The sequence below is a fragment of the Streptomyces sp. NPDC008150 genome (assembly GCF_042956945.1).
Taxonomy (GTDB): domain Bacteria; phylum Actinomycetota; class Actinomycetes; order Streptomycetales; family Streptomycetaceae; genus Streptomyces.
Genome location: NZ_JBIBHJ010000001.1, coordinates 475,407 through 500,392 on the forward strand (window position 1 = coordinate 475,407; position 24,986 = coordinate 500,392).

Annotated in this window: 21 protein-coding genes; 16 read left to right on the top strand and 5 right to left on the bottom strand. The window is 73.9% G+C overall.

What is annotated here, in order from left to right; genetic code table 11:
• Positions 1 to 77: 77 nt before the first annotated feature.
• The 6 genes from ACFZA0_RS02015 to holA all read left to right on the top strand — a co-directional run bounded on the left by ACFZA0_RS02015 (position 78) and on the right by holA (position 7,684).
• Positions 78 to 923 (top strand): DegV family protein, encoded by an 846-nt coding sequence (locus ACFZA0_RS02015; protein WP_391009710.1) that lies wholly within the window; start codon positions 78 to 80, stop codon positions 921 to 923.
• A 102-nt stretch (positions 924 to 1,025) separates the two neighbouring features.
• Positions 1,026 to 2,270 carry a helix-hairpin-helix domain-containing protein gene (locus tag ACFZA0_RS02020; RefSeq protein ID WP_391009713.1) on the top strand — a complete coding sequence of 415 codons (1,245 nt, stop codon included), beginning with the start codon at positions 1,026 to 1,028 and terminating at the stop codon, positions 2,268 to 2,270.
• A gap of 74 nt (positions 2,271 to 2,344) precedes the next feature.
• Entirely contained in the window at positions 2,345 to 5,056 is a 2,712-nt protein-coding gene (locus tag ACFZA0_RS02025) for a ComEC/Rec2 family competence protein (RefSeq protein ID WP_391009716.1), read from the top strand.
• 357 nt (positions 5,057 to 5,413) lie between these two features.
• The gene (locus ACFZA0_RS02030) at positions 5,414 to 6,295 is read left to right on the top strand and encodes a YceI family protein (RefSeq protein WP_391009719.1); all 882 of its coding nucleotides are present in this window, start codon (positions 5,414 to 5,416) and stop codon (positions 6,293 to 6,295) included.
• A gap of 94 nt (positions 6,296 to 6,389) precedes the next feature.
• Positions 6,390 to 6,635 (top strand): hypothetical protein, encoded by a 246-nt coding sequence (locus ACFZA0_RS02035; protein WP_391009722.1) that lies wholly within the window; start codon positions 6,390 to 6,392, stop codon positions 6,633 to 6,635.
• Between the two features lie 68 nt (positions 6,636 to 6,703).
• A complete protein-coding gene (gene holA, locus ACFZA0_RS02040) occupies positions 6,704 to 7,684 on the top strand; it encodes a DNA polymerase III subunit delta (protein ID WP_391009725.1) in 981 nt (326 codons plus the stop codon).
• Between the two features lie 976 nt (positions 7,685 to 8,660).
• Here the strand turns inward: holA and rpsT are convergent.
• A complete protein-coding gene (gene rpsT, locus ACFZA0_RS02045; RefSeq protein WP_391009728.1) occupies positions 8,661 to 8,927 on the bottom strand; it encodes a 30S ribosomal protein S20 in 267 nt (88 codons plus the stop codon).
• 295 nt (positions 8,928 to 9,222) lie between these two features.
• On the opposite strand from rpsT, the gene lepA reads away from it, so the two are divergent.
• Both lepA and ACFZA0_RS02055 read left to right on the top strand, forming a co-directional pair.
• Positions 9,223 to 11,097 carry a translation elongation factor 4 gene (gene lepA, locus ACFZA0_RS02050; RefSeq protein ID WP_391009731.1) on the top strand — a complete coding sequence of 625 codons (1,875 nt, stop codon included), beginning with the start codon at positions 9,223 to 9,225 and terminating at the stop codon, positions 11,095 to 11,097.
• A 318-nt stretch (positions 11,098 to 11,415) separates the two neighbouring features.
• Complete coding sequence (locus tag ACFZA0_RS02055; protein WP_391009733.1) at positions 11,416 to 13,290, top strand: AMP-binding protein; 1,875 nt, start codon at positions 11,416 to 11,418, stop codon at positions 13,288 to 13,290.
• Positions 13,291 to 13,323: 33 nt separating this feature from the next.
• Here the strand turns inward: ACFZA0_RS02055 and ACFZA0_RS02060 are convergent, their stop codons facing one another.
• Positions 13,324 to 13,908 carry a response regulator gene (locus ACFZA0_RS02060; RefSeq protein ID WP_391009736.1) on the bottom strand — a complete coding sequence of 195 codons (585 nt, stop codon included), beginning with the start codon at positions 13,906 to 13,908 and terminating at the stop codon, positions 13,324 to 13,326.
• Positions 13,905 to 14,180: a hypothetical protein gene (locus ACFZA0_RS02065; protein ID WP_391009739.1), complete on the bottom strand. Its 276-nt coding sequence runs from the start codon at positions 14,178 to 14,180 to the stop codon at positions 13,905 to 13,907. Before ACFZA0_RS02065 ends, ACFZA0_RS02060 begins: the two co-directional genes overlap by 4 nt.
• A 176-nt stretch (positions 14,181 to 14,356) precedes the next feature.
• Between ACFZA0_RS02065 and ACFZA0_RS02070 the strand changes: the two genes are divergently transcribed.
• The 3 genes from ACFZA0_RS02070 to ACFZA0_RS02080 all read left to right on the top strand — a co-directional run bounded on the left by ACFZA0_RS02070 (position 14,357) and on the right by ACFZA0_RS02080 (position 18,301).
• On the top strand, positions 14,357 to 16,315 hold the full coding sequence (locus ACFZA0_RS02070; RefSeq protein WP_391009742.1) for a SpoIIE family protein phosphatase: 1,959 nt from the start codon (positions 14,357 to 14,359) through the stop codon (positions 16,313 to 16,315).
• A 69-nt stretch (positions 16,316 to 16,384) separates the two neighbouring features.
• Entirely contained in the window at positions 16,385 to 17,617 is a 1,233-nt protein-coding gene (gene hemW, locus ACFZA0_RS02075; RefSeq protein ID WP_391009745.1) for a radical SAM family heme chaperone HemW, read from the top strand.
• Between the two features lie 99 nt (positions 17,618 to 17,716).
• Positions 17,717 to 18,301 carry a Uma2 family endonuclease gene (locus ACFZA0_RS02080; RefSeq protein WP_391009748.1) on the top strand — a complete coding sequence of 195 codons (585 nt, stop codon included), beginning with the start codon at positions 17,717 to 17,719 and terminating at the stop codon, positions 18,299 to 18,301.
• On the opposite strand, the gene ACFZA0_RS02085 is transcribed toward ACFZA0_RS02080, so the two are convergent.
• Both ACFZA0_RS02085 and ACFZA0_RS02090 read right to left on the bottom strand, forming a co-directional pair.
• Complete coding sequence (locus tag ACFZA0_RS02085; RefSeq protein ID WP_391009751.1) at positions 18,291 to 19,097, bottom strand: DUF3097 family protein; 807 nt, start codon at positions 19,095 to 19,097, stop codon at positions 18,291 to 18,293. The genes ACFZA0_RS02080 and ACFZA0_RS02085 overlap by 11 nt on opposite strands.
• Positions 19,098 to 19,132: 35 nt before the next feature.
• Positions 19,133 to 19,858 carry an MBL fold metallo-hydrolase gene (locus ACFZA0_RS02090; protein ID WP_391009754.1) on the bottom strand — a complete coding sequence of 242 codons (726 nt, stop codon included), beginning with the start codon at positions 19,856 to 19,858 and terminating at the stop codon, positions 19,133 to 19,135.
• Between the two features lie 137 nt (positions 19,859 to 19,995).
• Here ACFZA0_RS02090 and hrcA point away from each other — a divergent pair, with 137 nt between their 5' ends.
• From hrcA to ACFZA0_RS02115, 5 genes are all read left to right on the top strand, one after another.
• Positions 19,996 to 21,012 (top strand): heat-inducible transcriptional repressor HrcA, encoded by a 1,017-nt coding sequence (hrcA, locus tag ACFZA0_RS02095; RefSeq protein WP_391009757.1) that lies wholly within the window; start codon positions 19,996 to 19,998, stop codon positions 21,010 to 21,012.
• Positions 21,013 to 22,149, top strand: coding sequence for a molecular chaperone DnaJ (gene dnaJ, locus ACFZA0_RS02100; protein ID WP_391009760.1), 1,137 nt, complete (start codon positions 21,013 to 21,015; stop codon positions 22,147 to 22,149).
• Positions 22,150 to 22,317: 168 nt separating this feature from the next.
• Positions 22,318 to 23,439, top strand: a complete 1,122-nt coding sequence (locus tag ACFZA0_RS02105) for a nitronate monooxygenase (RefSeq protein WP_391009763.1) — start codon at positions 22,318 to 22,320, stop codon at positions 23,437 to 23,439.
• Entirely contained in the window at positions 23,436 to 24,185 is a 750-nt protein-coding gene (locus ACFZA0_RS02110; protein ID WP_391009766.1) for a 16S rRNA (uracil(1498)-N(3))-methyltransferase, read from the top strand. Before ACFZA0_RS02105 ends, ACFZA0_RS02110 begins: the two co-directional genes overlap by 4 nt.
• Positions 24,186 to 24,350: 165 nt before the next feature.
• On the top strand, positions 24,351 to 24,902 hold the full coding sequence (locus tag ACFZA0_RS02115; protein ID WP_391009769.1) for a hypothetical protein: 552 nt from the start codon (positions 24,351 to 24,353) through the stop codon (positions 24,900 to 24,902).
• The last annotated feature ends 84 nt before the right edge of the window (positions 24,903 to 24,986 follow it).

A 24,986-nucleotide genomic window follows, 5' to 3' on the forward strand; every position in this document is an offset into this window, starting at 1 on the left:
TACGGGCGGGACGGTCCCGCCGTCGCCGTCCGGGGCCGGGCTGCCTCACGGCCGCTACGCGAGGTAACCTCCAGCTCATGTCCCGCCATGTCGCGATCGTCACCGATTCCACGGCCTACCTGCCGTCGCGGGCGATGGAACGGCACGGCATCACCGCGGTCCCGCTGACCGTGGTCCTCGGCGACCGGGCCCTCGAAGAGGGCACCGAGATCTCGACCCGCTCACTGGCCCTGGCCCTCCAGAAGCGGCGGCCCGTCACGACGTCGCGCCCCAGCCCCCAGCTCTTCGCCGAGACCTACCGCCGGATCGCCGACAGCGGCGCCGAGGGCATCGTCTCGCTGCACCTGTCCGCCGAACTGTCCGGCACCTACGACGCCGCGGTCCTCGCGGCGCGCGAGGCCCCGGTGCCGGTGCGCGTGGTGGACACCGGGATGGTCGCGATGGCCCTCGGCTTCTGCGCGCTGGCCGCGGCGCAGACGGCGGAGTCCGGCGGCACGGCGGACGAGGCCGTCGCCGCCGCGGAGAAACGGGCCGCGGGCACCACCGCCTACTTCTACGTCGACACCCTCGACTTCCTGCGCCGCGGCGGCCGTATCGGCGCCGCCCAGGCCCTGTTCGGCTCCGCGCTCGCGGTGAAGCCGCTGCTCCAGCTCGAAGCGGGCCGCATCGAACCGCTGGAGAAGGTCCGCACCGCGTCCCGCGCGATCGCCCGCCTGGAGGAGATCGTCGCCGACCGGGCGGGCGAGGCCCAGGTCGACATCGCCGTGCACCACCTCGCGGCACCCGACCGCGCCTCGGCCCTCGCGGAGCGGCTGCGCGCCCGGGTGCCCGGACTGGCCGACCTGCACGTCAGCGAGGTCGGCGCGGTGATCGGCGCGCACACGGGGCCGGGGCTGCTGGGGGCCGTGGTCTCTCCGCGGTGAGACCTCCTCCTTGTGAGTGACGGAGTTGTCCACAACTGGGCACCTCTCCACCGTTTTTCACCAAGATCAACATGAAGGCGCGGAAAGCCGGATGCTTCCGGCATGGCACTTCGATCACGTTCACACCACGCGACGGCGGGCAGCGGCCCGGGGCGCGGCCCCGCTTCCGACAGCCGGACGCGGCACAGGAGTTCACCCGCCGCCGGGCCTCGCGACCGAAGGCGTGCGGGGGCGACTCCGGCGACATCGGCGACTTCGGAGGCTCCGGCGACCTCGGCCACCGCGGCGTTCCCGGCCACTCCGGCGGAGGAACTGCGGTTGCGGGCGCGGCTGTTGCTGGGGGAGGCGGGGGAGGGTGGGGGAGGGGGAGGGGGGTCGCAGGGGTGGCGCGAGGGGGAGGCCGCCGACGCGGGCGGGGATGCGGTGGACCCGGGGTTCGAGGATGCGGGGTTCGATGACGCGGGGCGGGAGTTCGCGGGGGCTGCCGTTCGGGACGGTGAGTCCTCCGGCCCCCGCCGGGCACGGACGGCCTCGGTGCCGGGGGCGTGGCGCGAACGCGCCGGGCTCGCCGTGCGGGAGCGGCTGCCGGTGTGGCTACAGGCGCGGTGTGCCGTCGAGCGCAGGTCGGTCGTCGCGCTGGCCCTGGTGCTCGCGGTGGCCGTGCTCTTCGCGGTCCAGTACTTCCGGGCCGGTCGTACGCAGGCGGTGCGCGCACCGGCGGTGGTGGGAGCGGCGGGCCGGGCGTCCGGCGCGGGCGGCGAGGGGACCTTCGGAGCGCCGACGGCCGGAGCGGCCTCAACTCCGGCCGGTACGACGGCTGGTGAGGGCGCCGGTGCGGGAACGGCGGCCGCCGCGGGGTCGCCGGGGGCGGAGATCGTCGTCGACGTGGGCGGCAAGGTCCGCCGCCCGGGCGTGCGGCGGCTGCCGGCCGGGTCACGGGTGGCCGACGCGCTGCGGGCGGCGGGCGGAGTGCGGCCGGGGGTCGGTACGGACGGCCTGAACCGGGCCCGGTTCCTCGTCGACGGCGAACAGGTGCTGGTGGGCGCCTCCGCCGCCCCCGGAACGGTGCCGGGGCCCGGGCCGGTCTCCGCGGGTGGGGGTGCGGGTGCGGTTGCGGGTGCCGGGGGAGCGGGAGTTCCGGGGGCCGGACCGGCGGCGCCCGTCGCGCTGAACACGGCGACGGCCGACCAACTCGACACCCTGCCCGGGGTGGGGCCCGTCCTGGCCCAGCACATCGTCGACTACCGCACGCAGCACGGCGGCTTCCGCTCGGTGAACGAGCTCCGCGAGGTGAACGGCATCGGCGACCGCCGCTTCGCCGACCTGCGCGACCTGGTGCGGCCGTGAACGGCGGGAGGGACGGGAGCGGCGGGAGCGGGGCGGCGGCTCCCGGGACGGGCGGCCCCGCCGCGCGGAGGACCGTGCACGCGGCCGCGGGCAAGCGGCTCGGCGCCTCGAACCCCCGGCAGGAGGGAACCGCCGACCTGCGGCTCGTCCCGCCCGCGGCGGCGGCCTGGGGCACGTGCGCGTGGGCGCTGCACGCGTCACCGGGGTGGGTCACGGGCGTGGTGGCCGTGTGCGTCGTCCTGGCGGGGGTGCTGCTGTTGACGGGGCGCGGGCGAAGGGTGGCCGGGACCGACCCCGGCCCGGGTGATCGCCGCCGGCCGCCGGGCGGATGGTCGCGGGTCTCCGCCGGTGCGGTGTTGCTGTGCGTCGCGGCGGCGGCAGCCTCGGCCGGGCTGCGCGGGGCGGACCTGCGCCGGGGGCCGGTGCCGGAGCTGGCCCGGCAGTACGCCACCGTCACGGCCGAGGTGGAGCTGACGTCCGACCCGCGGTTGAGCCGACCCCGGGTCAGGGGCGACCGGGCGGTGCCGGAGTCCGTACTGATCGAGGGCGAGGTGAGGAGCGTCACGGCACCGGAGGCGCCAACGGAACCGGTACCCGAACTGGCACCAGGGCCGGGAGCGGGGCCGGTGCCGGGGTCGGTGGGCGAATCGGTCCCAGCGGCCCGCGCCCCCGCCACCCCCGGCGCTCCCGCCACCCCCGGCGCCCCTGCCACCCTCACCACCAGGACCCCGGTGCTCCTGATCGTGGACGTGCACTCCGACGCGAAGCCGGACGTGAAGTCGGACGCGCACGCGGACGTGGGGGCCGACGGGCCGGAGGCGGTTACCGGTGGGCCGGAGGCGGTGACCGGGGCGTGGCTGCGGCTCCTCCCCTCCACCCGGCTGAAGGTGTCGGCCCGGCCGGCCCCTCCGCTGACCGGTGGGGACCGTGTCGCCGCGGTGCTGCGAGTGGACGGTGCGGAGGGGCCGCGGGTGGCGGCGGGTCCCTCCTGGCCGCAGCGGACGGCGGGGCGGCTGCGGGCCGGGCTGCGGGAGGCGACGGGTGAACTGGCGCCGGACGCGCGGGCGTTGCTTCCGGGACTGGTGGTGGGCGACACCTCGCGGATCACCCCCGAGCTGGACGAGGCGTTCCGGGCCACCGACCTCACGCACACCCTCGCCGTCTCGGGGAGCAACCTCACCATCCTGCTGGCCCTGCTCGTGGGGCCGCCGGGGCTGGCACGGTTCGCGGAGCGCCGTGGTCTCGCGGCCCGGCTCGGCGTCCCCCTGCGCGGGACCGCGTTGCTGGGCGGCGTCCTCACCGTCGGCTTCGTCGTGGTGTGCCGGCCGGACCCGAGCGTGCTGCGGGCGGCGGCCTGCGGCGGGGTCGCGCTGCTCGCGCTCGCCACGGGGCGCCGCCGGTCGCTGATTCCCGCGCTGGCCGCGTCCGTTCTGCTGCTGGTGCTGTACGACCCGTGGCTGGGCCGGAGTTACGGGTTCCTGCTGTCGGTGCTGGCCACCGGAGCGCTGCTGACGCTGGCACCGCGCTGGAGTGCCGCCCTGCGGGCGCGCCGGGTGCCGGACCGCTGGGCGGAGGCGCTGGCGGCGGTAGCAGCCGCGCAGGCCGTGTGCGCGCCCGTGGTCGCGGTGCTGTCGGCGCGGGTCAGCCTGGTCGCGGTGCCCTGCAACATCCTGGTGGAGGTGGCGGTCGCGCCGGCCACGGTGCTGGGGTTCGCGGCGCTGGCGGTCGCCCCGGTGGCGATGCCGGTCGCCAAGTGGCTTGCGTGGTGCGCCGGTTGGCCGGCCGGGTGGATCGCGCGGGTGGCGCGGACCGGCGCGGGGCTGCCCGGCGCGGGGGTGGACTGGCCGGGAAGCTGGACGGGGGCGCTGCTGCTCGCGCTGGTCACGGTGGCCGTGGTGCTCGTGGGCGGGCGGCTGTCGCGGCACCCGTGGCTGTGCGGGGCGTGCGGTCTGCTGCTGCTCCTCGCGGTGGTTCGTCCGCCGCCGTTGACCCGGGTGATCACCGGGTGGCCGCCGCCGGGCTGGCGGTTCGCGATGTGTGACGTCGGGCAGGGCGACGCGACGGTGCTGGCCGCGGGTGCGGGGGCGGGTGTCGTGGTGGACGCGGGTCCCGACCCGGCGGCGGTCGACCGCTGCCTGACCGCGCTCGGGATCACCACGGTGCCGCTGCTGGTCCTGACGCACTTCCACGCCGACCACGTTGCGGGACTTCCGGGGGTGCTGCGGGGGCGGACGGTGGGCGCGATCGAGACGACGGACCTGGACGCGCCGGTCGACCAGGTCGCGTTCGTACGGAGGGAGGCGGCCGCGCGAGGGGTCCCGCTCGTGCGGGCGGTCGCGGGCGAACGGCGGCGTGCGGGCGACCTGTCCTGGCAGGTGCTGTGGCCGCCGCCGCGACCGTCTCCCGCGCCGGAGGCGGAGGGGCCGAACGACGCGAGTGTCGCCCTCCTGGTCCGTACGGCCGGGCTGCGGCTGCTGCTGCTCGGCGACCTGGAGCCGGAAGCGCAACGGGAGTTGCTGCTGTCACCGGCCGCCGCGCTCCTCGGCCCGGTGGACGTGCTGAAGGTCGCGCACCACGGCTCGGCCTACCAGGACCCGGAGTTGATGCGCCGGGTGTCGCCGCGGCTGGCGCTGGTCAGTTGCGGCGCCGACAACCCGTACGGCCATCCCGCCCCGGCCACGGTCGCCGCGCTGGAGGCGGAGGGTGCGACGGTGCTGCGCACGGACAGGGACGGCGCCCTGGCGGTGTCCGGTTCGGGCACGGGGCTGCGGGTGAGCCGGAGTTGAGGGGGCGTGGCAGGGGAGTGCGGAGCGGCGGCGCGGGGGTGCGGGGCGGCACCTCGGTGTGATCGTCGACAGGAAGCCCGAGTACGGTGTGAGGAAGGTGCATGGAGCACGTAAGCGTTGCGTGGGCGTGCGGCGCCGCACGCCGACCGGGTGGGGCGCTGAGTCGCGTGTACGCCCGTGCGGGCGTGGTGAATTCGGGTCGCAACGGGTCACTCGTGCGCAGTCGCGGCGGATGGCTAGGTTTCATGTCATGCGGTGCCGTGTTGCCTCGAAAGCGACAACAGTGATCGAATGAACCTTCGGAAACATCGGAACTGTCCGAGACAGTTGAGTTCAAGTGCCACAGGGGTGTCGTAAGTGATCGGCCGTTGGCTGGGAAATCGCACGAACCGAGCGCAGAGGACGAGTCCCTTCGCGGCGGTACAGACCCCGCCGAACGCCGGGGTGCTGAGCTGCCGGGTGCTCGATCCGGTCAACGACCCGGTGACGCATGCCGAGTTCGCGGTCAGCGACGCCATGGGCCGCAAGGTGATCAGCGGCGGCACCGACCCGTACGGGTCCTTCGTGGCCACCGTGCCCGCGGGGGAGTACCGCCTCGCCGTGTCCGCCGAGGGGTACGCGCCGTACCGTGCGACCGCCCAGGTCGGTGAGCACGCGCTCGCCTCGCTCGGGGACGTCACCCTCCAGGTCGCGCAGCCTCCGGTGCTGCCGGCCGTCGGCGACTGGGAGATCGAGCCGCAGCACTCCTCGATAGCCTTCACCGCCCGGCACATCGGACTGGCCCGGATCCACGGCCGGTTCAACGCCTTCGCCGGTGCCGTGCGCATCGCCGACCCGATGGACCAGTCGGCGATGCACGTGGTCATCGACGCGTCGACCATCGACACCAACGTCAGGATGCGCGACGACCACCTGCGGTCGGCCGACTTCCTGGACGTGGAGCACTTCCCGACGCTGGAGTTCTACAGCGAGCGGTTCGTGCACAAGGGCGGCAACAAGTGGGCCGTCACCGGCGCCCTGTCGCTGCACGGCGTCACGCGCACGGTGACGCTCGACACGGAGTACCTGGGCCTGGGCAACGGCGTCGAGGGCGAGACCCGCGCGGCCTGCCGCGCCACCACGGAACTGCACCGCGACGACTTCACCGTGAGCTGGCAGACGATGCTGGCACGCGGCATCGCGGTGGTCGGCCCCAGCATCCGCATCGACCTCGACGTCCAGATCGTGCCCAAGGCCTGAGCGGGTCCGGACGTCCCCGGGGCCGCACCGCGCGACCCCGGGTTCCGCCCGGCCCGGCGGCGGCCGCCCGTCCGCCGTGCCGGAGAATGTCTCCGTGAGTGATGTGAGACATGTGCTGGTCCTGCCCGACCGCGACGCCGCCGAGGAGGCGGCCGAGGCGCTCGGGGAGCGGTTCGGTGTCGACGAGGAACCGCGGCTGGTGCGGGACGCGCTGGCCGGCGAGGACGACGCCGAGGACGCGCAGTGGCTGGTCGTGCTGCGGGACGAGCGAGGCAGCCTCGACGCCGCCGCCCTGGACGCCTTCGCGCGCGAGTGGGACGGCTGGCGGGAAGAGCCGTAGAGCGCCCCGGGGCGGGTGGCGGTCCGGGGCGCGCCGGGTTGTCGGTGGGCCGTGGGATGCTGGGGGCGATGGCCAGGAAGAGTGCGAACGACGATCCCCTCGCCCCCGTGACCCTCGCGGTGGGGCAGGAAGAACTGCTGCTGGACCGCGCCGTGCAGGAGGTGGTGGCCGCCGCGCGCGCCTCCGACTCCGACACCGATGTGCGCGACCTCACGTCGGACCAGCTCCAGCCGGGCACCCTCGCCGAGCTGACCAGTCCGTCGCTCTTCGCCGAGCGCAAGGTCGTGGTCGTGCGCAACGCCCACGACCTGTCGGCCGACACCGTCAAGGACGTCAAGGCGTACCTGGGGTCCCCGGCCGAGGAGATCACCCTCGTCCTGCTGCACGCGGGCGGGGCCAAGGGCAAGGGGCTGCTGGACGCGGCGCGCAAGGCGGGCGCGCGCGAGGTGGCCTGCCCGAAGATGACGAAGCCGGCGGACCGACTCGCCTTCGTGCGGGGCGAGTTCAGGGCCTTCGGCAGGTCGGCGACCCCGGAGGCGTGCCAGGCGCTCGTCGACGCGATCGGCAGCGATCTGCGCGAACTGGCCTCCGCCGCCGCGCAGTTGGTCTCCGACATCGAGGGCACGATCGACGAGGCCGTGGTCGGGCGGTACTACACGGGCCGGGCCGAGGCGTCGAGTTTCACCGTCGCCGACCGGGCCGTGGAGGGCAGGGCGGCCGAGGCGCTGGAGGCGCTGCGCTGGTCGCTGTCGACCGGGGTCGCCCCCGTACTGATCACGAGCGCGCTGGCGCAGGGGGTCCGGGCCATCGGGAAGCTGTCGTCGGCGCGGGGCGGCCGTCCCGCCGACCTCGCGCGCGAACTGGGCATGCCGCCGTGGAAGATCGACCGGGTGCGGCAGCAGATGCGCGGCTGGACCCCGGACGGGGTGTCCGTCGCCCTGCGGGCCGTCGCGGAGGCGGACGCGGGGGTGAAGGGCGGCGGGGACGACCCCGAGTACGCCCTGGAGAAGGCGGTCGTGGCGATCGCCCGCGCGGCCCGCTCCCGCTGACCGGCTCCCGCCGGCCCCGGTCCGCTCCCGCTGACCCGCAGCTCGCTCCCGTCGGCCCTCGGCTCGCCCCCGTCGGCTGCGCGGCCCGCTTCCGTCGCCCGCGGGGCTGCCTCTCGCTGAACGGCAGCTTGCTCGCGTCGGCCCCCGGGCCGCTCCCGCTGACCCGCAGCTCGCTCCCGTAAGCCCTTGGCTCGCTCCCGTCGGCTGCGCGGCTCGCTCGCGTCGGCCCCCGGTCCGCTCCCGTAAGCCCTTGGCTCGCTCCCGTAGCCCGCGCGGCCCGCTTCCGTCGCCCGCGCGGCTGGCTCTCGCTGACCGGCAGCCCGCTCCCGTCAGCCCCCGGTCCGCTCCCGTCGGCCCTCGGCTCGCTCCCGTCGGCTGCGCGGCCCGCTTCCGTCGCCCGCGGGGCTGCCTCTCGCTGACCGGCAGCTCGCTCGCGTCGGCCCCCGGCTCGCTCCCGTCAGTCCTTGGCTCGCTCCCGTCGGCTGCGGGGCCCGCTTCCGTCGCCCGCGCGGCTGGGTCTCGCTGACCGGCGGCTCGCTCGCGTCGGCCCCCGGTCCGCTCCCGCTGATCCGCAGCTCGCTCCCGTCGGCCCTCGGCTCGTTCTCGTCAGCCCTTGGCTCGCTCCCGTCGCCAGTCGAGCTCCTCGGCCCGCTCCCGTCGACCCTCGGCCCGCCCACCCGGCAGCGAGTGCCCCCGGCAGCGAGTGCCCCCGGCACCGAGTACCCCCGGCACCGAGTGCCCCGGCACTGACAGCCCCCGCCGGCGATGGCCCCCGGTAGGTGCCCGGCAGACCGAAGGCCCCCGGCTCCACCCTGAGAATGCGGGGGAGGCCGGGGGCCTTCGGTTCAAACCCGGTGAGTCCGTACCCGCGTGGCGAACGCAGTCGTGTACGGAACTCGGTGTGCCGTCGGGGGGCGGATAGAGGGCCGGCCCTGGTTCCCTTCGGCGGCCGGTCCGTGCGGACCGGCAAGGAGAATCAGCCCTTGAGGGCCGCGACCTTGGTGGCCAGGGCCGACTTCTTGTTGGCGGCCTGGTTCTTGTGGATGACGCCCTTCGAGACGGCCTTGTCGAGCTGACGCGCGGCAGCGCGCTGGTACTCGGTGGCCTTCTCGACGTCACCCGCGGCAGCGGCCTCACGGGCCTTGCGGACCGCGGTCTTGAGGGAGGACTTGACGGCCTTGTTGCGCAGCCGAGCCTTCTCATTGGTCTTGATCCGCTTGATCTGGGACTTGATGTTCGCCACGAATGAGCCTTTGCAGGTTCAGGCACGGGGCCGCGAGGGTCCCGCACCGATGATTTCTTGAGGTGTGCCCCGCACCGGAAGGGCAGGAGACACAGCCACCCAGGCTACCAGCCGCTCTCCGGGGCCCCCAAACCCGCCCGGAGCCCGCCCCCGGCCCCGCCCCCGGCCCTGTCCGGACCGGGGCCGAGCCGGGGTAAAACGTCCGGCACCTCCCGCCCATGGGACGATGGAGGCTACGTAAAGATCCGACCCGAGACCGCAGACCCTGCGGACGCCTCAAGAATCAGGACCCTGCGTGCCCGCGACCCCCAGCCATGTGCCCGAGCCGAGCCGTACCGACCCGGCGCTGATCCGCAATTTCTGCATCATCGCGCACATCGACCACGGCAAGTCCACGCTCGCCGACCGGATGCTCCAGCTGACCGGTGTGGTCGAGCAGCGGCAGATGCGTGCCCAGTACCTCGACCGCATGGACATCGAGCGTGAGCGCGGCATCACGATCAAGTCCCAGGCGGTCCGTCTGCCGTGGGCGCCGACCGTGGAGGAGGGGCAGAGCAGCACGCACATCCTCAACATGATCGACACCCCGGGGCACGTCGACTTCACGTACGAGGTGTCCCGGTCGCTGGCCGCCTGCGAGGGGACCGTCCTCCTCGTGGACGCCGCCCAGGGCATCGAGGCGCAGACCCTCGCCAACCTGTACCTGGCGATGGAGAACGACCTCACGATCATCCCGGTGCTGAACAAGATCGACCTGCCGGCCGCGCAGCCGGAGAAGTTCGCCGAGGAACTGGCGAACCTGATCGGCTGCAGCCCCGACGACGTGCTGCGCGTCTCGGCGAAGACCGGTGTCGGTGTCGACGCGCTGCTCGACCGGGTGGTCCGGGACATCCCCGCGCCGCAGGGTGTCGCCGACGCCCCCGCCCGCGCGATGATCTTCGACTCGGTCTATGACTCGTACCGCGGTGTCGTCACCTACGTCCGTGTCATCGACGGTCAGCTCAACCGCCGCGAGCGGATCAGGATGATGTCGACCGGCGCCACGCACGAGCTGCTGGAGATCGGCGTCAGCTCGCCCGAGATGACCAGCTCCGACGGTCTCGGCGTCGGCGAGGTCGGCTACCTGATCACCGGTGTGAAGGACGTCCGCCAGTCCAAGGTCGGTGACACCATCACCAGCCAGTCCAAGGGCGCCACCGAGGCGCTCGGCGGCTACAAGGACCCGAAGCCCATGGTCTTCTCGGGTCTGTATCCGCTGGACGGCTCGGACTACCCGGAGCTGCGCGACGCGCTGGACAAGCTCCAGCTCAACGACGCGGCCCTGGTCTACGAGCCGGAGACCTCGGCCGCCCTCGGCTTCGGTTTCCGCGTCGGCTTCCTCGGTCTGCTGCACCTGGACGTGATCCGGGAGCGGCTGGAGCGCGAGTTCGGCCTCGACCTGATCGCGACCGCGCCGAACGTGGTCTACCGCGTGGTCATGGAGGACGGGTCCGAGCACACGGTCACCAACCCCAGCGAGTTCCCCGAGGGCAAGATCACCGACGTGTTCGAGCCGGTCGTGCGTGCCACGATCCTCGCGCCGTCGGAGTTCATCGGCTCGATCATGGAGCTGTGCCAGACCCGGCGCGGCACCCTGCTCGGCATGGACTACCTGTCCGAGGACCGGGTGGAGATCCGCTACACGCTGCCGCTCGCGGAGATCGTGTTCGACTTCTTCGACCAGCTCAAGTCCAAGACGCGCGGTTACGCGTCGCTGGACTACGAGCCCACCGGCGAGCAGTCCTCCAGCCTGGTCAAGGTCGACATCCTGCTGCACGGCGACAAGGTGGACGCCTTCTCGGCGATCACGCACAAGGACGCCGCGTACGCGTACGGGGTGCGGCTCGTCGCGAAGCTGCGGGAGCTGATCCCGCGGCAGGCGTTCGAGGTGCCCATCCAGGCGGCCATCGGTGCCCGGGTCATCGCCCGCGAGACCATCCGCGCCATCCGCAAGGACGTCCTCGCCAAGTGCTACGGCGGTGACATCTCCCGCAAGCGGAAGCTCCTGGAGAAGCAGAAGGAGGGCAAGAAGCGGATGAAGATGGTGGGTTCCGTGGAGGTTCCCCAGGAGGCGTTCATCGCGGTGCTGTCCAGCGACGAGAACGCCGGCTCCGGCAAGGCGAAGAAGTAACCGGCGCGGGCGGCCGTCGCGCGGATGTGCGCGGTGCCGCCCGCCCGGGGTTCACGGGCCCGTCGCGCTTCGGCGCGGCGGGCCCGCGGCGCGCACGGAGCGTGCGCGCGGGGTGTCCGGCCGCCGGTCGGGCGTCCGCGGTGTGTAGCAAGAGACACCCTGCCGCCCCTTACGTACCGGCCGGTCGGGCTCTACTCTGATCCCCTGCCCGATAGTTACTCGCGAGTTAAACAGTGACCGCGAGTGGGCACAGCCGCACTGAGAGCCAAAACAGCCGCACTGAGAGCCAGCCGCACCGTCGCGGGCCCGGAGGATGTCGTGAGCGACACACAGACCCTGATCGAGAACCGTCCGCCGACCGTCGCGGCCCTGTTCCAGGAGCGCGTCGCGGCCACACCGGACGCCGAGGCCTACCGGTACCCGGTACCGCCCGCCGAGGGCGAGGGCCCGGACGAGTGGAGGTCGCTGACCTGGGCGCAGGCCGCCGAGCGCGTCCACGCCGTCGCGGCGGGACTGATCGAGCTGGGCGTGCAGCCCGAGCAGCGGGTGGCGCTGGCGTCGTCCACCCGCGTCGAGTGGATCCTCGTGGACCTGGGCATCCTGTGCGCGGGCGCGGCCACCACGACGATCTACCCGCAGACCAACGCCGACGAGTCGTCGTTCATCCTCTCCGACTCCGAGAGCAAGGTGCTGATCGCGGAGAACGCGGCGCAGCTCGCCAAGGCCCAGGAGGTACGGGCCGGCCTGCCCGAGCTGACCCACATCGTGGTCATCGACGCGGACGGCGTGGAACCGGGCGACGGGGTGCTGACGCTGGCCGAGCTGGAGAGCCGGGGCGCCACCTACCTGGAGAAGAACCCCGACCTGATCGCCGAGCGGGTCGGCGCGATCACCAAGGACCAGCTCGCCACCCTCATCTACACCTCGGGCACCACGGGCCGCCCCAAGGGCGTGCGGCTGCCGCACGACTGCTGGTCGTACATGGCGAAGGCGATCGCCGCGACGGGCCTGGTCGGCCCGGACGACGTGCAGTACCTGTGGCTGCCGCTCGCGCACGTCTTCGGCAAGGTGCTCACCTCCGGCCAGATCGAGGTGGGGCACGTCACCGCGGTCGACGGACGCGTCGACAAGATCATCGAGAACCTGCCGGTCGTCCGGCCCACCTACATGGCCGCCGTGCCGCGCATCTTCGAGAAGGTCTACAACGGGGTCGCGGCGAAGGCCCGCGGCGGCGGCGCGGCCAAGTACAAGATCTTCCAGTGGGCGGCCGGGGTCGCCCGCGAGTACGCGAAGGTCACCCAGGACAACTTCCGGCGCACCGGCACCGCCTCCGCGCCCGCCGGCCTGAGCACCAAGCACAAGGTCGCCGACCGGCTCGTCTACTCCAAGATCCGCGAGGCGTTCGGCGGCAACCTGCGCGCCTGCATCTCCGGGTCGGCCGCGCTCGCCCCGGAGATCGGGTACTTCTTCGCCGGCGCCGGTGTGCACATCCTGGAGGGCTACGGCCTGACCGAGTCGTCCGCGGCGTCGTTCGTGAACCCGGGCGAGGCCTACCGCACCGGCACCGTCGGCAAGCCGCTGCCCGGCACCGAGGTGCGCATCGCGGAGGACGGCGAGGTGCTGCTGCGCGGCCCCGGCATCATGCAGGGCTACCACAGGCTGCCGGAGAAGACGGCGGAGGTGCTGGAGTCCGACGGCTGGCTGCACACCGGTGACATCGGCGAGCTGTCGCCCGACGGCTACCTGCGCATCACCGACCGCAAGAAGGACCTCATCAAGACGTCCGGCGGCAAGTACATCGCGCCCGCCGAGGTCGAGGGGCAGTTCAAGGCGGTGTGCCCGTACGTCTCCAACATCCTGGTGCACGGCGCCGACCGGAACTTCTGCACCGCCCTCGTCGCGCTGGACGAGCCGTCCATCCTGGAGTGGGCCAAGGACAACGGCCTGGAGGGCAGGTCGTACGCGGAGGTCGTGGCCGCGCCCGCCACGGTCGAGATGGTCGCCGAGTACGTCGAGGAGCTCAACCAGGGCCTCCAGCGCTGGCAGACCATCAAGAAGTTCCGCCTGCTGCCGCGCGACCTCGACATCGAGCACGGCGAGATCACGCCGAGCCTGAAGCTGAAGCGGCCCGTCGTGGAGCGCGCCTACCGGCACCTCATCGACGAGATGTACGCGGGGACGCGCGAAGCCTGAGCCGCCGCGTCACGGCACGGTGCGCGGGGCCGGTCACGGCCGGCCCCGCCGCATGTCGGTCAGCGTCTCCTCCATGCGGCGCACGTGGTGGCGCAGGCCGCGCACCTCGTCCTCCGTGCTGGCCGCCAGCCGCGACTCCACCTGCGACAGGCGTGCGGCCAGTTCGGCGAACTGCTCCTGCTCACGGGCCAGCAGATGCTCCAACTGCTGGTTCTTGCGGTGCAGTTCGAGGAACACGGTGACCTTGGCGCGCAGCACCCACGGGTCGAACGGCTTCGTCAGGTAGTCGGCCGCACCGGTGGCGTACCCGCGGAACGCGTACCCGGCGTCGGAGTCGGTGCCGGTCAGGAAGATGATCGGGACGTCCTTGGTCTGGTCGAGACGCTTGATGTTCGCGGCGGTCTCGAAGCCGTCCATGCCGGGCATCCGGATGTCGAGCAGGACGACCGCGAACCGGCGCAGCAGCAGCGCCTTCATCGCCTCCTCGCCCGAACGGGCGCGCACCAGCGGCTCGTTGAGGGAGCCCAGGACGGCCTCCAGGGCGATCAGGTTGTCCTCCATGTCGTCCACCAGGAGGATTCCGCTGGGCGCGTCGGTCGTGTCCTCAAGCGTGTTCATGCCGCGGATGCCTCATTCGTCGCGGTCGGCGCGTCCGTCGCCACCGCCGCGGTCGTCAGGTCGGTCGTGGTCGTCGTCGTGCGCCGGTGCCCGTCGGCCGTGCCGTGCCGGGGGTGTCCCCGCCGGCGGCCCTCGCCCCGCGGGTCGGCCAACGCGCCGACGGCGGAGGGCGGTTGGTCCCCGCCCACCGGTTCCGGCGCGTGGCCGTCGGCGCCCCGGGCGCCCGCCCCCGGCACCTGCGTGAAGCCGCCGTTGCGTACCGCCGTCGCCACCGCGGACAGGGGACGCGGGTCCGATGGCCGAATCTGCCCGTCTTCGAGTGCATCTGTAGCACTGTTCTCACTCATGCCGGCCCACTTCGGTAACTCGGTGCTTATGGGCGGGGCCAGTCTGTCACTCTGTCCGCATCGACCGAGGCCTAATCGTCCGAACTGCCCGGAGGCTGTCCATGGGGGCCATTCCGACGCAACGGGAGACCGTTTCCGGAGTCTCCGCCGCGCCCGAGCAGCACGGCGCGGACCGCCTCGCGCACGTGCGCGCGACCCTGCACGGCAGCCCCCTCGCGCCCAGCAACGCGCGCGCGATCGTGCGTGCCGCCCTCGCCGACTGGGCCCACTGCCTGCTGCCCGGCGCGGACCTCCTCACCGACCGCACCGCCGAGGACGCGGTCATCGTCGTCAGCGAACTGGTCACCAACGCCGTCGTCCACGCCGGCACCGACGTCGACCTCGTCTGCCGCCTGGACGCGGCCACCGGACTGGTGTTCGTCGAGGTCGAGGACCACCACCCCTCCCGCGCCCCGCGCGACGGCCGCCCCGAACCCTCGTACGGCACCCCCGAGTACGGGCGCGGCCTGCGCCTGGTCGCCGCGCTCTCCGAGTCCTGGGGCATCACCTACCGCACCGGCGCCAAGACGGTGTGGGCGGCGCTCGGCCCCGCCGGGCAGCCGCCGCTCCCGGACGTCGAGGCGTACACCGGCCCGTACGACGAGGACGAGAACGACCTGGAGCGCGGGCTGCGCGTCGCCGGCCTGCCCGCCGCCGGACCCGAACCGGCCGAGCACGAGCGGGACTGGCTGGGCCGCGGCGCGCTGTCCTTCCTCGCCGAGGCCTCCGACCTGCTCGCCGGACAGCTCGACGAGGACCTCGTCGCCGCCCTGAGCTGCCAGCTCGTCGTGCCGCGCCTGGCCGACTGGTGCGCCGTGTGGCTGGAGGACGAGTCCATGGGCCGCGGCCACGGGGGCGACCGCTCCACCGTCGCCCCGGGCCCCCGCCTCGCCCGCGTGTGGCACGGCAGCGAGAACCGCATCGAGGACCTGCGCACCGCCCTGGAGAAGGAACCCCCGCGGCTGTCGGACGCCCTGCCGCGGTCCGGGCCCGTGCCCGTCCCCTGGCCCGGCCGGGCGCTGGGCCCGGAAGCCGGGGAGGGCGCCGCCCTCGCCTACCGGCTCGTCGCGGGCGGCCGGCCGCTGGGCACCCTCGTCATCGGCCGGGCGGGCACCGCGGGACTGCCGGACGAGATCAGCGGTCTCGTCGAGGACCTCGGCCGCCGGGTGGCGCTCGCCATCGGCGCCGCCCGCCAGTACGCCCGGCAGGCCACCATCAGCGCCGTCCTCCAGCGCGGCCTGCTGCCCGGCGCCGTCGCCCAGATCCCCGGCCTGAGCAGCTCCCTCGTCTACGAACCGTGCGACAAGGGCGGCCCCAGCGGTGACTTCTACGACATCTTCCCGGCCGGCGACGGCCGCTGGTGCTTCACCGTCGGCGACGTCCAGGGCAAGGGGCCCGAGGCGGCCGTCGTCATCGGTCTGGCCCGGCCCTGGCTGCGGCTGCTGGCCCGCGAGGGCTACGGCGTCCCCGACGTCCTGGACCGCCTCAACCAGCTCCTCCTCGACGACGCCACGGAGGCCGCCGACGCCGCCGCCCGCGCCCTCGTCGCCGCCGGCGGGCAGCCCGTCGGCCCCGGCGACGGACCGCAGACCCGGTTCCTGTCCCTGCTCTACGGCGAGCTGACCCCCTTCGACGGCGGGGTGCGCTGCACCGTCGCCTCCGCCGGGCACCCGCTGCCGCTGCTGCTCGGCGCCGACGGCTCGGTGCGCACCGCGGCCCACCCGCAGACGCTGCTGGGTGTCTTCGAGGACACCACGTACACCAGCGAGTCCTTCGAGCTGCGCTCCGGCGACACCCTGCTCTGCGTCACCGACGGCGTGACCGAACGGCGTTCCGGATCACGGCAGTTCGACGACGAGGAGGGCCTCGCGGCCGCCCTCGCCGGCTGCGTGGGCCTGGACGCGGACCTGATCGCCGAACGCATCCGCCGCCTCGTCCACGCCTTCGGCCCGCAGCCCCCGGAGGACGACCTGGCGCTGCTGGTCCTCCAGGCGGAGACGGCCGGGGCCGCCGCGGGGTAGCCGGGGCCCGCCGACCGGCGCCGGCCCGCGCGGAGCCGGACCGCTCCCCGATGCCGGACAATGGAACGCATGCCTTCCGCACTCCCCGACGGTGAGCCCGTCCCCGACGACGGGGCGTTGCCCGCGCACGCCCTGGCCGGGGCCGCCGAGCGGCCCCTCGGGTTCTACCTGCACGTCCCGTACTGCGCGACCCGCTGCGGCTACTGCGACTTCAACACCTACACGGCCACCGAGCTGCGCGGCACCGGCGGTGTCCTCGCCTCCCGCGACAACTACGCGGACACCCTCGTCGACGAGGTGCGCCTGGCCCGCAAGGTGCTCGGCGACGACCCCCGCGAGGTCCGCACGGTCTTCGTCGGCGGCGGCACCCCGACCCTCCTCGACGCCGCCGACCTGGTCCGGATGCTGCACGCGGTCCGCGACGAGTTCGGCCTCGCCGCCGACGCGGAGATCACCACCGAGGCCAACCCCGACTCGGTCGACCCCGCGTACCTGGCGGCCCTGCGGGAGGGCGGCTTCAACCGGATCTCCTTCGGCATGCAGAGCGCCCGCCCGCACGTCCTGAGGATCCTCGACCGCACGCACACCCCCGGCCGCCCCGAGGCCTGCGTCGCCGAGGCCCGCGCGGCCGGCTTCGACCACGTCAACCTCGACCTGATCTACGGCACCCCCGGCGAGTCCGACGACGACTGGCGCGCCTCCCTCGACGCCGCCCTCGGCGCGGGCCCCGACCACGTCTCCGCGTACGCGCTGATCGTCGAGGACGGCACCCGCCTCGCCTCCCGCATCCGCCGCGGCGAGGTCCCGATGACGGACGACGACGTCCACGCCGACCGCTACCTCATCGCCGAGGAGATGCTGGGCGCGGCCGGCCTGCACTGGTACGAGGTCTCCAACTGGGCGGCCACGCCCGACGCCCGCTGCCTGCACAACGAGCTGTACTGGCGCGGCGCCGACTGGTGGGGCGCGGGACCCGGCGCCCACAGCCACGTCGGCGGGGTGCGCTGGTGGAACGTGAAGCACCCGGGCGCGTACGCGGCGGCCCTGGCGGCGGGGCGCTCCCCGGGCGCGGGCCGCGAACTCCTGACCGACGAGGACCGCCGGGTGGAACGCGTCCTCCTGGAACTGCGCCTCGTCGAGGGCGCCCCGCTGGACCTCCTGCGCCCCGACGGCCTCGCGGCCTCCCGCCGCGCGGTGGCGGACGGCCTGCTGGACCCGGTCCGCCACGAGCAGGGCAGCGCGGTCCTCACCCTGCGGGGGCGGCTGCTCGCGGACGCGGTGGTGCGGGACCTGGTGGACTGATCACCCCCAGGGGTGAATCGGTGCGGAACCCGGGGCAGGTCCCTACCCTGGTTCCCAGGCTGCCGCCGACAGCGCGCGGCGATGTGGAGGACCACGGAGATGACCGCGGTGGACGAACGAGCCATGACCACGTACTACGAGGACCTCGATCCTCCCCAGGGCGTGACGGCAGAGCTCCTGCGGGGGGAAATTGTGATGATGGCCGGGCCGGATCTGGTCCACAACCTGATCGTCACCGAGATCCAGGACCAGATCCCGCGCAACCGCTGGGTCCGGCTCCAGACCCAGGACCTCGACATCGCCCGGGAGGCCAGTGAGCCCGTGCCGGACCTGGTCGTGGCCGCGCCGGAGGCGTTGCCCGCCTCGGGGCGGCTGCTGCCGTCGACCGTGGTCACCCTGGTGGTGGAGGTGGTGTCCAGGACCAGCGTGGACCGGGACCACGGCGTCAAGCGGTCGATCTACGCGGCCGGCGGGATTCCCGCCTACCTGATCGTCGACCCGATCATGGCCCGGTGCGTGCTGCTGACCGAGCCCGCGGGGAAGGGCGAGGACGCCGACTACACCGTGCAGCGCCGGGCGGCCTTCGGCGACCCGCTCGCGGTCGACATCCTCGGCGTCGAACTGGACACCGCCGGCTTCGGCACCCTGCCGAACGCCAGGCCGCACCGGTGGCTCACTCCGTGACCGTGACGAAGTCGATCAACTCCTCCACCCGGCCCAGCAGTTCCGGCTCCAGGTCCTTGTAGGAGCGCACCCGGGACAGGATGTGCTGCCAGGCCGCGCCGGTGTTCTCCGGCCAGCCCAGGGCGCGGCACACGCCCGTCTTCCAGTCCTGGCCGTGCGGGACCCGGGGCCACGCGGCGATGCCCACCGACGCGGGCTTCACCGCCTCCCACACGTCGATGTAGGGGTGGCCCACCACGAGCGCGTGCTCGCCGGTCACCTCCTGGGCGATGCGCCACTCCTTGGTGCCGGGGACCAGGTGGTCCACCAGGACGCCGAGGCGGGCGTCCGGGCCGGGCCCGAACTCCCGTACCACGGACGGCAGATCGTCGATGCCCTCCAGGTACTCGACGACCACGCCCTCGATGCGCAGGTCGTCGCCCCAGACCCGTTCGACCAGTTCGGCGTCGTGGCGCCCCTCGACGTAGATGCGTCCCGCCCGCGCCACCCGGGCCCGCGCGTCCGCCACCGCGACCGAGCCGGAGGCCGTGCGGGTCGGCCGGACCGGTGCGCCCGACGCGGGGCGGACCAGCGTCACCACCCGGCCCTCCAGGAGGAAGCCGCGCGGTTCCATCGGGAAGACGCGGTGCTTGCCGAAGCGGTCCTCCAGGGTGACCGTGCCCGCCTCGCAGCCGATCACCGCGCCGCAGAAGCCGGTGCCGGGCTCCTCGACCACCAGGCCGGGGTCGGCCGGGACCTCGGGGACGGGCCGGGACTTCTTCCACGGCGGGGTCAGGTCCGGTGAGTACTGGCGCATTCGAACGACGATAGGAAGACGGCGCCGGACGGTCCCTACGACACGCCGAAACGCGTTGCCAGGACGTCGCGTTGGGCCCGCGCGAAGGCCGCGTCGACCACCGCTCCGTGACCGGGCACGTACAGCGCGTCGGGGCCGCCGAGCGCGAGCAGCCGGTCCAGTGCCGCGGGCCACCGCCCCGGAACGGCGTCCGGGCCGGCCTGCGGCTCGCCCGACTCCTCGACCAGGTCACCGCAGAACACCACCGCCGGGTCGCCCTCCACCCGCACCGCCAGGTCGTGCCCGGTGTGGCCGGGGCCGGCGTTCACCAGCAGGGCCCGGACGCCGCCGCCCAGGTCGAGGGCCAGCTCGCCGGTGACGGGGCGGGCCGGGGCGACCGGTGCCGCGGCGGCCTCGGCGGCGGCCGCCGGGGCGAGGCCGTTGGCGACCGCGTCCGCGCGCAGCGCCGCCGCGTCCGCCGGGCCGGACACGCCGTCGCCGTCCGCGGCCGCGAAGACCTCCGCGCCGGGGAACGCGGCCGCTCCGAAGACGTGGTCGAAGTGCGGGTGGGTCAGCGCGAGATGGGTCACACGGCGGCCCGTGAGGGCGTGTGCGGCGTCCCGCAGCCGGGCCCCCTCGGCGAGGCTCGACCCCGCGTCCACCAGCAGGATCCCGTCCGCGCCGACCACCAGCCCGGCGGTGCAGTCCCACACCGGGAGCCGGCACCGCCCGGCCCGTCCGCCCAGCCGCTGCCATCCCCGCTCTTCCCAAGTCACCGGCACAACCGTGACGCTACCGGTGGCGGCCCGCCCTTGCCCCCGGCGTACCCCACGGCCGTACACTGGCCCGAGCAGGTTGGCACTCAAGGGCCCCGAGTGCCAGGCAGGCGCCGCGGGGACGGAAACTGGAGGTGTGCGCGATGCTCAGTGAACGCAGGCTCCAGGTGCTGCGCGCCATCGTCCAGGACTACGTGGGCACCGAGGAGCCCGTCGGCTCCAAGGCCCTCACCGAGCGGCACAGCCTCGGGGTGTCCCCGGCGACCGTGCGCAACGACATGGCCGCGCTGGAGGACGAGGGGTACATCGCCCAGCCGCACACCAGCGCCGGGCGCATCCCCACCGACAAGGGGTACCGCCTCTTCGTCGACAAGCTCGCCGGCGTCAAGCCGATGACCGGGCCCGAGCGGCGCGCGATCCAGAACTTCCTCGACGGCGCCGTCGACCTCGACGACGTCGTCGCCCGCACGGTGCGGCTGCTCGCGCAGCTCACGCGCCAGGTCGCCGTCGTGCAGTACCCCTCGCTGACGCGTTCGACCGTGCGGCACGTCGAGCTGCTGTCGCTGGCGCCGGCCCGCGTGATGCTGGTGCTGATCACCGACACCGGCCGCGTCGAGCAGCGCATGGTCGACTGCCCGTCGCCGTTCGGCGAGACGGCCCTCGCGGACCTGCGCGCCCGGCTCAACAGCAGGGTCGCCGGGCGCCGGTTCGCGGACGTGCCGCCGCTGGTGCAGGATCTGCCGGAGGCCTTCGACGCCGAGGACCGCGGTACGGTCGCCACGGTGCTCTCCACCCTGCTGGAGACGCTGGTCGAGGAGACCGAGGAGCGGCTGATGATCGGCGGCACCGCCAATCTCACCCGCTTCGGACATGACTTTCCCCTCACGATCCGTCCCGTCCTGGAGGCGCTGGAGGAGCAGGTCGTCCTCCTCAAGCTCCTCGGCGAGGCGAAGGATCCGGGCGTGACGGTACGCATCGGTCACGAGATCGCCCACGAGGGACTCAACTCCACGTCCGTCGTGTCGGTGGGCTACGGTTCGGGCGTTGAGGCAGTAGCCAAACTCGGCGTGGTCGGACCGACCCGCATGGATTACCCGGGAACGATGGGAGCGGTACGCGCAGTGGCACGGTACGTCGGACAGATCCTGGCGGAGTCGTAAGTGGCCACGGACTACTACGCCGTGCTCGGCGTGAGCCGCGACGCGTCGCAGGACGAGATCAAGAAGGCCTTCCGCCGGCTCGCGCGCGAGCTGCACCCGGACGTCAACCCGGACCCGAAGACCCAGGAGCGGTTCAAGGAGATCAACGCCGCCTACGAGGTGCTGTCGGACCCGCAGAAGAAGCAGGTCTACGACCTCGGCGGCGACCCGCTCTCGCAGAGCGGCGGCGGGGGCGCGGGCGGCTTCGGCGCCGGCTCCTTCGGGAACTTCTCGGACATCATGGACGCCTTCTTCGGCACGGCGTCGCAGCGCGGGCCCCGCTCGCGCACGCGGCGCGGCCAGGACGCCATGATCCGGCTGGACATCGAGCTGGACGAGGCGACCTTCGGCACCACGAAGGACATCCAGGTCGACACGGCCGTCGTCTGCAACACCTGCAACGGTGAGGGCGCGGCGCCGGGCACCTCGGCCCAGACGTGCGACATGTGCCGCGGCCGCGGCGAGGTGTCGCAGGTGACCCGGTCCTTCCTCGGCCAGGTCATGACGTCCCGGCCGTGCCCGCAGTGCCAGGGCTTCGGCACCGTGGTCCCCACGCCGTGCCCGGAGTGCGCCGGTGACGGCCGCATCCGCGCCCGCCGCACGCTGACGGTGAAGATCCCGGCCGGCGTCGACAACGGCACCCGGATCCAGCTCGCGGGCGAGGGCGAGGTCGGCCCCGGCGGCGGCCCCGCCGGCGACCTGTACGTCGAGATCCACGAGCTGCCGCACTCCACCTTCCAGCGGCGCGGCGACGACCTGCACTGCACGGTCACCATCCCGATGACCGCGGGCGCGCTGGGCACCAAGGTGCCGCTGGAGACGCTCGACGGCATGGAGGAGATCGACATCCGGCCGGGCACGCAGTCCGGCCAGTCGGTCCCGCTGCACGGCCGCGGTGTCACGCACCTGCGCGGCGGCGGCCGCGGCGACCTCATCGTGCACGTCGAGGTGATGACGCCGAACAAGCTCGACCCCGAGCAGGAGCGGCTGCTGCGCGAACTGGCCAAGCTGCGCGGCGAGGAGCGGCCCACCGGCCAGTTCCAGCCCGGCCAGCAGGGCCTGTTCTCCCGGCTGAAGGACGCGTTCAACGGGCGCTGAGCCCGCCGGGCGCCGCCGGGGCCGCGAGGCTCTCCGGCGGCGTCCCCGCCCGGGCCGCCGGCTCCGGCGGAGCACCGGCCGACGGCGTCCGGCGGGCCTGCCCGGGGCCCGGAACCGGACCGGAAGGCCGGATTCGGACTTGTTCGGCGGACGTGGCACGATGCCGTCATGTCCTCCGAGCTGACCGATCTCTTCCGTTATCCGATCGTGCAGGCACCCATGGCGGGCGGCGTCTCCGTGCCGCAGCTTGCCGCCGCCGTGTCCGAGGCGGGCGGGCTCGGATTCCTCGCCGCCGGGTACAAGACGGCCGACGGCATGTACCAGGAGATCAAGCAGCTACGGGGCCTGACCGGTCTCCCCTTCGGCGTGAACATCTTCATGCCGCAGCCCGAACAGCCCGGCGCGACCGCCGGATCCGGCGCGGGCACGGGCCTCGGCGTCGCCCCGCCGTCCGCCGCGGTCCGCGTCTACGCCGACCAGCTCGCGGGCGAGGCCACCTGGTACGACACCGAGCTGGGCGACCCGGACGGCGGACGCGACGACGGCTACGACGCCAAGCTCGCCGTCCTCCTCGACAACCCGGTGCCGGCCGCCTCCTTCCACTTCGGCTGCCCCACCCCCGAGGCGCTGGAGGCACTGCACCGCGCCGGGACCCTCACGCTGGTCACCGTGACCACGCCCGAGGAGGCCCTCGCCGTGCAGCGGGCGGGCGCCGACGCCGTGATCGTGCAGGGCTTCGAGGCCGGCGGTCACCAGGGCACCCACCGCGACCTCCCCGAGAACGAGGGCACCGGCATCGGTCTGCTCGCCCTCCTCGCGCAGGTCCGCGAGACGGTCAACCTGCCGATCGTCGCCGCGGGCGGCATCATGCGGGGCAGCCAGATCGCCGCCGTCCTCGCGGAGGGCGCCACCGCCGCCCAGCTCGGCACCGCGTTCGTCGCCACCCCCGAGTCGGGCGCCAACGTCGTGCACAAGCAGGCGCTGACCAACCCGCTGTTCGTGCGAACCGAACTGACCCGCGCGTTCTCGGGGCGGCCGGCCCGCGGCCTGGTCAACCGCTTCATGAGCGAGCACGGCCCGTACGCGCCCGCCGCCTACCCCGAGATCCACCACCTGACCTCCCCGCTGCGCAAGGCCGCCGCCAAGGCGGGCGACGCGCAGGGCATGGCGCTGTGGGCGGGCCAGGGCCACCGCCTGGCCCGTGAGCTGCCGGCCGGCCGGCTCGTCGAGGTCCTCGCCGCCGAACTCGAAGCGGCCCGCACGACGTTGTCGGCGGGCGGCCCGCGATGACCGCACCCGTCTTCGTCGTCGACGAACTCGGCTCCACCGCCGGTGAGTTCGTCCTCGAAGGGCCGGAGGGCCGGCACGCCGTGTCGGTACGGCGGCTGCACGCGGGGGAGGACGTCGTCCTCACCGACGGCCGGGGCCGCTGGGCCGAGGGCGTCGTCACCGCGGCCGAGGGCAAGGACCGGCTCGTGCTCGACCTGCGCGCCGCGCCCGCCGAGGAACCGGCCCCCGCGCCCCGCATCACCGTCGTCCAGGCGCTGCCCAAGGGCGACCGGGGCGAACTGGCCGTGGAGACCATGACCGAGACCGGTGTGGACGCCATCGTGCCCTGGGCGGCGGCCCGTTGCGTCACCCAGTGGCGGGGCGAGCGCGGCCGGAAGTCGCTCGCCAAGTGGCGCGCCACCGCCCGCGAGGCGGGCAAGCAGTCCCGCCGGGTCCGCTTCCCGGAGGTCGCGGAGGCGGCAACGAGCAAGCAGGTGGCGGCACTTCTGGCGGACTGCGACTTCGCGGCCGTCCTGCACGAGGACCGCGCCTACGGCAGCACACCGCTCGCGACCGTCGAACTCCCCGCCTCCGGCGACATCGTGCTGGTCGTGGGTCCCGAAGGGGGCGTTTCCCCCGAGGAGTTGACCCTGTTCGAGCAGGCGGGCGCCCGCACCTGCCGGCTGGGCCGCAGCGTCCTGCGCACGTCCACCGCCGGCACGGCGGCGACGGCGCTGCTGCTGGGGCGCACGGGACGCTGGGCCTGAGGGGGCGCACGGCGTCCCGCGTGCCGGGGGTGTCGCGGGTGCCGAACTCGCCTGCGGTGCGCGGCTGTTGAGGGTCCGACCCCGGCCCGTGCGCCGCGCACTCCGGCGCCCTTGTGGCCGTTTGCGCCCTATCCAGCGGGCCGAGTCGGTGGCAGGCTGCCTCTCATGGGGGTGCTGAGGCGTTTTCGGTGCCGGCCGCGCGGCCCGCGGGCCGCAGCCGCCGCGATCCTCGTGGTGCTGGTCGTGGGGGCGGGCGCGGCCTGCGACCCGATCGGACTCGGTTCCGCCGCCGTGGCCTACACGACCGACCAGACGGCCACGAAGAAGCTGGAACAGGACAACGTGAAGGTGCAGTGGCTCAACTGCACGGCCGCGTACGAGGACGACTCCTCGGCGACACCCGCCCCGTCCGCCTCGGAGGACACCGTCGCCAGCGTCGACTGCCAGGGCAGGACCGACGACGGCCGGGACATCACCGTCACCGGCAAGGTCACCCGCACGGTCGAGGGCGCGTGCGTGCGCGGCGATCTCACCGCGAAGGTGGGCGGCAAGCAGATCTTCCACGTGAGCGGCCTCGGCGACTGCGACGCCACGCCCACCCCCGTCGTCACCTACCGCCCCACCGCCGGGCAGCCGCAGCCGGACGTCACCGTGACCGTCACGAGGACCATCTGGTGCCAGGGCGACCCGACCTGCTGGCCGATCCAGGGCAAGTAGCGCCGCCCGCACCGGCGTTGACGAAACGCCCGTGCCCCGGGTCCGTGTCCCGTGCACCGGGGTGATCCAAACCCCTGTCCAGCG

What these genes read in the sequence shown, in the direction of transcription:
- ACFZA0_RS02015 (WP_391009710.1), top strand. Translation starts at nt 78, where the DNA reads ATGTCCCGCCATGTCGCGATCGTCACCGATTCCACGGCCTACCTGCCG.
- ACFZA0_RS02020 (WP_391009713.1), top strand. Translation starts at nt 1,026, where the DNA reads ATGGCACTTCGATCACGTTCACACCACGCGACGGCGGGCAGCGGCCCG.
- holA (WP_391009725.1), top strand. Translation starts at nt 6,704, where the DNA reads ATGGCCAGGAAGAGTGCGAACGACGATCCCCTCGCCCCCGTGACCCTC.
- ACFZA0_RS02060 (WP_391009736.1), bottom strand. Translation starts at nt 13,908, where the DNA reads ATGAACACGCTTGAGGACACGACCGACGCGCCCAGCGGAATCCTCCTG.
- ACFZA0_RS02070 (WP_391009742.1), top strand. Translation starts at nt 14,357, where the DNA reads ATGGGGGCCATTCCGACGCAACGGGAGACCGTTTCCGGAGTCTCCGCC.
- hemW (WP_391009745.1), top strand. Translation starts at nt 16,385, where the DNA reads ATGCCTTCCGCACTCCCCGACGGTGAGCCCGTCCCCGACGACGGGGCG.
- ACFZA0_RS02080 (WP_391009748.1), top strand. Translation starts at nt 17,717, where the DNA reads ATGACCGCGGTGGACGAACGAGCCATGACCACGTACTACGAGGACCTC.
- ACFZA0_RS02085 (WP_391009751.1), bottom strand. Translation starts at nt 19,097, where the DNA reads ATGCGCCAGTACTCACCGGACCTGACCCCGCCGTGGAAGAAGTCCCGG.
- hrcA (WP_391009757.1), top strand. Translation starts at nt 19,996, where the DNA reads ATGCTCAGTGAACGCAGGCTCCAGGTGCTGCGCGCCATCGTCCAGGAC.
- ACFZA0_RS02105 (WP_391009763.1), top strand. Translation starts at nt 22,318, where the DNA reads ATGTCCTCCGAGCTGACCGATCTCTTCCGTTATCCGATCGTGCAGGCA.
- ACFZA0_RS02110 (WP_391009766.1), top strand. Translation starts at nt 23,436, where the DNA reads ATGACCGCACCCGTCTTCGTCGTCGACGAACTCGGCTCCACCGCCGGT.
- ACFZA0_RS02115 (WP_391009769.1), top strand. Translation starts at nt 24,351, where the DNA reads ATGGGGGTGCTGAGGCGTTTTCGGTGCCGGCCGCGCGGCCCGCGGGCC.